The sequence below is a fragment of the Streptomyces sp. NPDC014801 genome (assembly GCF_043082085.1).
Lineage (GTDB): Bacteria > Actinomycetota > Actinomycetes > Streptomycetales > Streptomycetaceae > Streptomyces.
In genome coordinates this window covers 1-3,715 of sequence record NZ_JBIBXG010000033.1, presented here as the reverse complement: position 1 = coordinate 3,715, position 3,715 = coordinate 1, and the positions used below count along the sequence as shown (strand labels likewise).

Genomic DNA, 3,715 nt, shown 5'->3' with positions numbered 1-3,715 from the left:
ACCTGGGCAACGCCACCGGTCACCCCTCGTTCGTGATGTCCAACTCCTTCGCCAACCAGACGATCGCGCAGATCGAGCTGTTCACGAAGCAGGCGGAGTACCCGACGGGCGTGTACACGCTGCCCAAGCACCTCGACGAGAAGGTCGCCCGCCTCCACCTGGACGCGCTCGGTGTGAAGCTGACCCGGCTGCGCCCGGAGCAGGCGGCGTACATCGGCGTCGACGTCGACGGCCCGTACAAGCCGGCCCACTACCGCTACTGACCGGCGACCGGCGGTACTGACCGGATCCCCTTCGGCAGTACTGACCGATCCCTGCCGGCAGTGCCCACCAAGCGATGTTGGCAGAGCTGACCGAGGTCCGAGGCAGGCCCCCGCACCCCCGTGCCGGGGGCCTGCCCCTTTTCCCGGGCCGGCCGTCTCCGCCCCGCTTCGAGGCCGACCCGCCTCTGCCCGGACAAGCCCGTCACAGCTCGCCGGAACATCCCGTCACGACCCAGGACCCCCATGCCCCGCGGCCGCTATTCGCTCCACGATCCGCACGATCACACCCCCCTCGCAGAAGAACACTTCCAGTGCGCCCCCGGCCCCTCCGGCTGGCGCTACGTCTCGCGGCTGACCACCCCGTCCGGCGATCACCACGGCTCCGTCGACCTCACCCTCGACGAGCTCGGCCGCCCCCTCCGGCTGGAACTCCACGCGGGCGACTGGCAGGTGCGCGGCGCCGCCCTCGACGGCGTCACCTGGGTCCGCACCGACCCCACGGGAACCCAGGCCACCGAAGGCAATGTGCGCGCCCACGCCTTCACCGGCACGTCCCCCGCGTTCCTCGTCGCCACCACGCGTCTGCTGCGCCTCACCCCCTCCGCTACCGCCACCCGCGTACGGCTCGTCGCCTTCACGGACCCGGTCCTCGCCCCCCGCACCGTGGACCAGTCCTGGGCCTTGCTGAAGAGAGAAGCACACCCCACTGACAACGGCCCCCTGACCGTGGACGAATACCAGGTCACAGCCCTGGACACGGGGGAGCAGCACACCGTGCACATCGCCGGTGACGTCGTCCTCGCGGCCCCCGGCATCGAGCTGGAGGACCTGGACACCCCGCCGTCCGTCTTCCCCTGAGCCGGTGCGTCTGTCGAGTCCCTTGAGTCGTTGAATCCGTTGAGCCGCCTGGCCGGGGCTCCAGGCTCCCGGCCGTCGATCAGGCGGGCGGGGCGAAGCCCCTGTGGGGGCGGCTCTCCGACGACTCGGTGGGCGCCGGAGTGGGGGTTGCCGCAGGAGGAGCGGACGGGGCTGGCGAAGAGCTGGTGTGGGGGTCCGGGGCGGGCGTACCGCTCGGACCGAGCGGTGCTGCGAAAGGTCCCGCGGCCTGTGGCTCCGCTGTCTGCGGCCCCGCTGTCTGGGGCCCCGTCGTCAGGGGGCCGACTCCCTGCGGGCCGGTTGACTGTGCCCCGGTTGCCTGTGCTCCGGCTGCCTGAGGTCCGTGGGCGAAGGCCCGTCGCGCCTCCCTGGCCTGCCGCTCCTGCAGCACGGCAGCGAGATAAGCGGCCGGCGGAATTCCCGGCGGCACCGGAGTCCCCGTACGCGCCGACAGATCCGCGGCGAGCCGCTGGGCCATGTCCGAACCGACCTGCGGATCCAGCTGGTGCATCCGCGACAGGTACTGCCGGACGGCGAGCCACAGCGCGTCCGGCACCGCCGACAGGTCCAGCTGCCCGAAGCGCCCGGCCAGCCACGGCGGCGGAGGCGGCAGGAACCCCGTCCGCGTCTGCGGCACCCGCTCCCGCACGACCAGCGTCCCGGCGAACACGTCACCCAGCCGCCGCCCGCGCTCCGACACGAGCGAGGCGATGCACGCCACCACCCCGAAGGTCAGCAGGATCTCGACGACACCGACCGCGCCACGCACCAGCGCGTGCCGGAACCGGATCGGCCCGCCGTCGTCCCGGACCACCCGCAGACCACACGCCAGCTTCCCCAGCGACCGCCCATGACTGAGCGTCTCGACGGCGATGGGCGCACCCACCAGCACCAGCAGGAACGCCGCGATCGACACCGCCGTCCGCGCCGCATCGTCCAGCGAGGCCGTTGCCACCAGGAGCGCCATGGTCACGACCGTGTACGCCGCTATCGCGACGATCAGATCGATCACCACGGCGAGCGCCCTGCTGGGCAGCCTCGCGGGGCGTAGCTCCAAGGCCACCGCCTCGCCCGTCACCAGCTCACTCACGCCCGTCGTCCCCTTCCCCTGACCTGCCCTGAGATCCGCAAGTCTGCCAAGCTGAGGGCGCATCGCGCCGCAGTACGACAAGCTGACCCCAGGCCGAGCCGCCGACAAACCGCGCAGGAGCAGGCACACCGATGGACCTCGACGTCTTCGTCACCGCCCACCGAGCCGAGTGGGAACGCCTCGACAGCCTGCTCGGTCGCCGGCGCAGCCTCACCGGCGCCGAGGCCGACGAACTCGTCACCCTGTACCAACGCACCGCGACGCATCTCTCCCTGATCCAGTCGAGTGCACCCGATCCGCAGCTGACCGGCCGGCTCAGCCAGCTCGTCGCACGCGCGCGTAGCGCGGTGACCGGCACACGCCGTGCCTCCTGGCGGGACGTCACCCGTTTCCTCACCCGTGGCTTCCCCGCCGCGGTCTACCGCTCCCGCCACTGGTGGGTGCCCACGGCGCTGGTGTCCACGGTGGTCGCCGCCCTCCTCGGCTGGTGGATCGGCACCCACCCCGACGTCCAGGCCGTGATCGCCGCCCCCAGTGAGCTGCGCCAGCTCACCCGGCCGGGCGGCGAGTACGAGACGTACTACTCGAGCCACCCCGCGGCCTCCTTCGCCGCACAGGTGTGGACGAACAACGCGGAAGCCGCCGCCATCTGTCTCGTCATGGGCGTCTTCCTCGGGCTGCCGGTCCTGTGGATCCTGCTGCTGAACATGCTCAACCTGGGCGTCGGGATCGGCCTGATGTCCTCCGCCGGCCGCCTCGACACCTTCCTCGGCCTGATCCTGCCGCACGGCCTGCTCGAACTCACCGCGGTCTTCGTCGCCGCCGGCACCGGCCTGCGCCTGGGCTGGACGGTCATCGACCCCGGCCCGCGCACCCGTCGCACCGCGCTGGCGGAGGAGGGCCGAGCCGCCATCGGAATGGCCATCGGCCTCGCCCTGGTGCTGTTCGTCTCCGGTGCGCTGGAAGGCTTCGTCACCCCGTCGGCCCTGCCCACCTGGGCCCGCATCGGCATCGGCGTCGCCGCCGAGCTGGCCTTCCTGACGTACGTCTATGTGCTGGGCGGACGTGCCGTCCGGGAGGGCGAGAGCGGGGACCTGGAGGAGCAGGAGCGCAGCGCCACGCTGCCCGTGGCCGCCTGATGTGCATCCACCCCTCCCGAGCTGTTAATCTCTCCTTCGCCCCGGAAACACCGTTGACACGGAGTGGACGGGGAGGTAGATTCGAACAGTTGCCTGGAACTGGACAGCGTCCGGTCGGTGACGGTAAGTATCTGCAGGCTCCACGGAACATCGATTCCCAAGAGCCACCCCCCGATGAATCGGAAAAGGACAGCTGATCAAGCGGTCCGAAACATCTGATAAAGTCGGAACCGCCGGAAAGGGAAACGCGGAAGCGGGAACCTGGAAAGCACCGAGGAAATCGGATCGAGAAAAGATCTGATAGAGTCGGAAACGCAAGACCGAAGGGAAGCGCCCGGAGGAAAGCC

At 70.6% G+C, this 3,715-nt stretch carries 4 protein-coding genes; 3 read left to right on the top strand and 1 reads right to left on the bottom strand.

Features of this window, described 5'->3' with window-relative positions; translation table 11 throughout:
* Positions 1-263: adenosylhomocysteinase (locus ACF1AL_RS39380; protein ID WP_391828810.1), on the top strand; the 263-nt coding region annotated here is incomplete at its 5' end.
* 243 nt (positions 264-506) lie between these two features.
* A complete protein-coding gene (locus tag ACF1AL_RS39375; protein WP_391662108.1) occupies positions 507-1,121 on the top strand; it encodes a hypothetical protein in 615 nt (204 codons plus the stop codon).
* A gap of 79 nt (positions 1,122-1,200) precedes the next feature.
* On the opposite strand, the gene ACF1AL_RS39370 is transcribed toward ACF1AL_RS39375, so the two are convergent.
* Positions 1,201-2,229, bottom strand: coding sequence for an RDD family protein (locus ACF1AL_RS39370; protein ID WP_391781389.1), 1,029 nt, complete (start codon positions 2,227-2,229; stop codon positions 1,201-1,203).
* A 131-nt stretch (positions 2,230-2,360) separates the two neighbouring features.
* Here ACF1AL_RS39370 and ACF1AL_RS39365 point away from each other — a divergent pair, with 131 nt between their 5' ends.
* Positions 2,361-3,368 (top strand): stage II sporulation protein M, encoded by a 1,008-nt coding sequence (locus ACF1AL_RS39365; RefSeq protein WP_391781388.1) that lies wholly within the window; start codon positions 2,361-2,363, stop codon positions 3,366-3,368.
* The last annotated feature ends 347 nt before the right edge of the window (positions 3,369-3,715 follow it).

Bases quoted from the DNA above. Each gene is read 5' to 3' on its own strand.
- ACF1AL_RS39375 (WP_391662108.1), top strand. From the start codon at position 507: ATGCCCCGCGGCCGCTATTCGCTCCACGATCCGCACGATCACACCCCC.
- ACF1AL_RS39365 (WP_391781388.1), top strand. From the start codon at position 2,361: ATGGACCTCGACGTCTTCGTCACCGCCCACCGAGCCGAGTGGGAACGC.